The sequence below is a fragment of the uncultured Chloroflexus sp. genome (genome assembly GCF_938091255.1).
GTDB lineage: Bacteria > Chloroflexota > Chloroflexia > Chloroflexales > Chloroflexaceae > Chloroflexus.
In genome coordinates this window covers 1-3,935 of the sequence record NZ_CALLJH010000064.1, presented here as the reverse complement: position 1 = coordinate 3,935, position 3,935 = coordinate 1, and the positions used below count along the sequence as shown (strand labels likewise).

The 3,935-nt window shown below is 57.8% G+C and carries 2 protein-coding genes and 1 pseudogene; 2 read left to right on the top strand and 1 reads right to left on the bottom strand.

From position 1 onward, the window contains the following. A partial coding sequence (locus Q1A00_RS17465) for a SulP family inorganic anion transporter (protein ID WP_299758138.1) occupies positions 1–1,049 on the bottom strand: 1,049 nt, incomplete at its 3' end. Between the two features lie 366 nt (positions 1,050–1,415). On the opposite strand from Q1A00_RS17465, the gene Q1A00_RS17460 reads away from it, so the two are divergent. Next, a complete protein-coding gene (locus Q1A00_RS17460; protein ID WP_298405690.1) occupies positions 1,416–2,834 on the top strand; it encodes a glycosyltransferase family 39 protein in 1,419 nt (472 codons plus the stop codon). A 61-nt stretch (positions 2,835–2,895) separates the two neighbouring features. Then, positions 2,896–3,935, top strand: a pseudogene (locus tag Q1A00_RS17455) (hypothetical protein); the annotation flags it as partial.

Here is a 3,935-nt window from a genome sequence, read left to right as displayed (position 1 = left end):
AGCACCGTGGTGGCGAGCAAAACGGTGATGCCTGAAACCACTGCCGTAAACGCCGTTTTGCCGCCGGCCTGATACGCCAGCGCCGAGCGGTTGAACGACCCAGAGCAGGGCATGCCGGAAAAGATGCCGGAGACAATATTCGCCAAGCCTTGGCCGACAAACTCTTGGTTGCTGTCGATGCGCTGACCAGTGTAACCGGCAATCGCGCGCGCGATCGCCACTGCTTCAACTAATCCGATAATGGCTAAAGCGAGTGCACCATTGAGTAAGTGCGCGATCAAGTCGAGATCGAAGATCGGCAGATTGGCCAACGGCGGTAATCCCGGCGGCACTGGCCCCATCACCCGCACGCCTTGCGCCTTCAGGTCGAGCAACCAGACCACCGGCGACACCACCACAATGCTGATTAGCACTGCCGGAATCTTGCGCGTCAGCCGCGGCGCGAGGACGATCAGTGCAATCGTGGCCATGCCAACCGCCAGTGATGGCCAATGGATGGCATCAAGATGGTTGGCCGTCTCAGTAATCGTTGTAAGCAAGCCGGTGCCGGGCGGCAGATCGATCCGCAGCAATGGCCCGATCTGGTTCGAAAGGATGAGAATGCCGGCTCCGGCAGTAAAACCGACTGCAACCGCATCTGAGACGAAGTTGACCAATATTCCTAGCCGCGCGACGCCCATGATCAGCCGAATGATACCAGCCATAACTGCAATCAGACTGGCAGTGGTAACAAACTCATTGCTGCCGATCGTAGTGACCGGTGCCAGTACCGAGAGAGTGATGATGGCGGCAGTGTTGGTTGGGCCGCTATTGAGATGGCTCGACGATCCCCACAACGCGCCGGCGATCGTCGCTGTCAGCGCGCTGTACAGACCGACAATTGGCGGTAATCCGCCTAATATCGCGAACGCGAGCGATTGGGGCAGCAACACCAGACCAACGGTCAATCCGGCGAGGAAATCGGCGCGCAGCGTGTCGAGCGTGAATGAACGCACCAATCGCAGCGGTTGGGTAAACAATGTGATAGATGAACGAAGGTAGGCAAGCATGATTTCATGTGGTACAAGTATGAGTCGACAATGCAGTACAGCGCAGCTATACTCTTGGTGCGTTATGGATCACTCGGTCGCAAGTAGGTGAATGAAGCTGAAATCATTTCATCGCGAGATAGCTGTATCATACCGCTCTTTGGGAAAAATTGTGTCAGTATCGGGTGATGAATGGCTTTGGTACACTTCTCATATGGAAGTGGTCTTATTCAAGTAATCGCATTATTGAGACACACCTAACAACGCTTACTTGCTATGAGTGTTCTGAATGATACCTATTTGTTTGGTAGATTGTGCCTGACGTAGACTTTGACGAGTAACACAACGATGTCAATTCCTCCGTCCTCTTGGGTGCGATGGTGGCACATGCTAGATCGATTGACGTGGTTTGTGGCGCTTCTAATAGGGTTGATGTTATTCGCTTTGCTCCATCGTCGCGGTTACGACGATCCGTACATCACGTACCGCTATGCGCTCAATCTCGCGACCGGTCATGGCTTTGTCTACAACCCCGGTACGGCCACGCTCAGCACCACTGCACCGCTCTTCGGTCTGATCCTTGTGCCAGTGGTGTTGGTAGGCTGGCCATTGCCGCTGGTCGCTAATCTGATTGGTTGTCTTAGCCACGCTGCCGGTGCGCTAGCGTTGTGGCGCTTGAGCCGGTTGTGGCGTGATGAAATGACCGGCGCAGCAGCAGCCTTGCTCTACCTGCTCTTCCCTTTGCCGCTGATGACGTTGGGTAGCGAAACCCTACCGGCGATGGCGCTTACCTTGTGGGCGTTTGTGAGTGCGGCGCAGGGCCGGCAGTGGTTGACCGGTGCGCTGTTGGGGGCGCTGGTCTGGTTACGGCCTGATGGCGTGTTGACCGGGCCATTGGCGCTATTGCTGCTGATGATCGATCACGGCAACTGGCGGGATTGGCGGCGTTGGCCATGGGTTGCGGCGCTGATGTGGGCAAGTATTGTCGCGGCGGGTCTCGGCCTCGCATGGCTTGTCTATGGCGCGCCGTTGCCGGTGACGCTCTATGCCAAGCAGCAGCAGGCCCTAATCCCCGGCTTTTACGATTTTGTTGATCGGTTGCAGGTCACACTCAACGGATATGCGCACCAGCCGTTCTACCAGATCGTGTTTGCACTAGCCGGGGTGGGTCTCGTAGCGACGCTGCGCTCACCGCGCTGGCTGTTCTTGATCGGTTGGGCTGCGCTTTACGGGGTGGCGTATACGGTGTTGCACGTCGCTGGCTATTTCTGGTACGTCGCACCATTGGTGATCGGTTTGGCCCCAGCGTTTGGGGTCGGGGTGCGGGTGCTGGTCGATCTCCTGCGCCGGGGGGGCGGCAAATGGTTGGCGCTGGCCGGCGCCGTGCTGGTGTTGGGCGGTACAACGTGGTGGCTCAGCGGATCGGTCTACCGCATTGGCCAGCAGATTGATCAACGGCTAGCGGTGTACCGCGCCGCCGGCGAATGGCTAGCTGCCAATACCGCTCCTACGGCGAGCGTCGCCACGCTTGAAATCGGCATTATCGGCTATTATGCGCAACGTCATCTGATCGACTTTGCCGGCCTTTTGCAGCCTGACGTTGCGGCCCAATTAGGATCAGGCGGGTTCCCCGCTGCGGCGCAGTACGCGATCGATCGCTATCAACCGCAGTATCTCGTCTTGCAAGAGCATGCGTTATCACTACTGGCAGGCCGGACTGATCTGCTGGAACGTTGTCCGGTCGTCACCGAGATCTCTGACCTGCGCTTTCCAGCGCCGTTGACGATTCATCACTGCCGTTGGTAATGTAATGAGAGCACGATGCCTTGCCAATGATCCGGCTCATAACATCAATGAAGGCAAATCAATGAAGCGACTCATCTTGCTCGTGTTGGCGCTGGCGTTGCTCGTTGCGCCGATGTCAGCCACTGCCCAGTCAACCGAACCACGCTGCTTTCCTGATGTACCACTCATCGATTACTGTTTGCATCCCTCGTTTGTCGCTTACTGGAGCGACAATGGCGGCCTGCCGGTCTTTGGCTATCCGATTAGTCCGCTTGAACAGTTCGTCGGTGATGAAGGCCGTAGCTTAACGGTTCAATGGACGGAACGCAACCGGCTGGAGTTGCATCCGGGCAACCCTCCGGCCTATCGTATCCAGATCGGGCGTATGGGAGCCGAGGCGTTGGCGCGGGCCGGACGCGATCCGTTTGCCGATCCGCCTGATGCCGGGCCGCAACCCGGTTGTCTCTGGTTCCCCGAAACCGGCCACAACGTCTGTGACCAAGAACCGGGCAATGGTTTTCGTACCTATTGGCAGAATAACGGGCTGCGCATTCCCGGTCTGAGCCGTTATGCGCAATCACTAGCGCTGTTTGGCTATCCGCTCACTGCGCCACAGATGGAGCGGAATGCCAACGGCGATCTAGTGCTGACGCAGTGGTTTGAGCGGGCGCGTTTCGAGTGGCATCCACAAAATCCAGCTCGCTCGCGGGTGCTGCTTGGTTTGCTTGGACGTGAACTCTACACCACCCCCCAACCTATTCCCGATCCGCGTAGTAGTCGCTCGGTGTTTGGGGTCGAGATTAACCGTGGCACCGTGGCTGCGACCGCTACACAATTGGCTGAACTCGGCGCTGATTGGGTGCGCTACAATGCCATTCTTTGGGACGAGGTTGAGCCAACGCCCGGTGCTCGTAACTGGACGGCACTGCGCGCAGTGGAAGCAGAACTCCTCGCGATCAATGCTGCCGGTGCGGTGCCAATGGTGATTGTGCGTAACGCACCGGCGTGGGCGCGGGCGCAACCTGATAAACCGTGTGGCCCAATCCGTGCTGATGCCTTGCCAGCCTTTGCCGCTTTCCTCACCGATGTGGTGGCGCGCTATAGCCAACCGCCCTACAACGT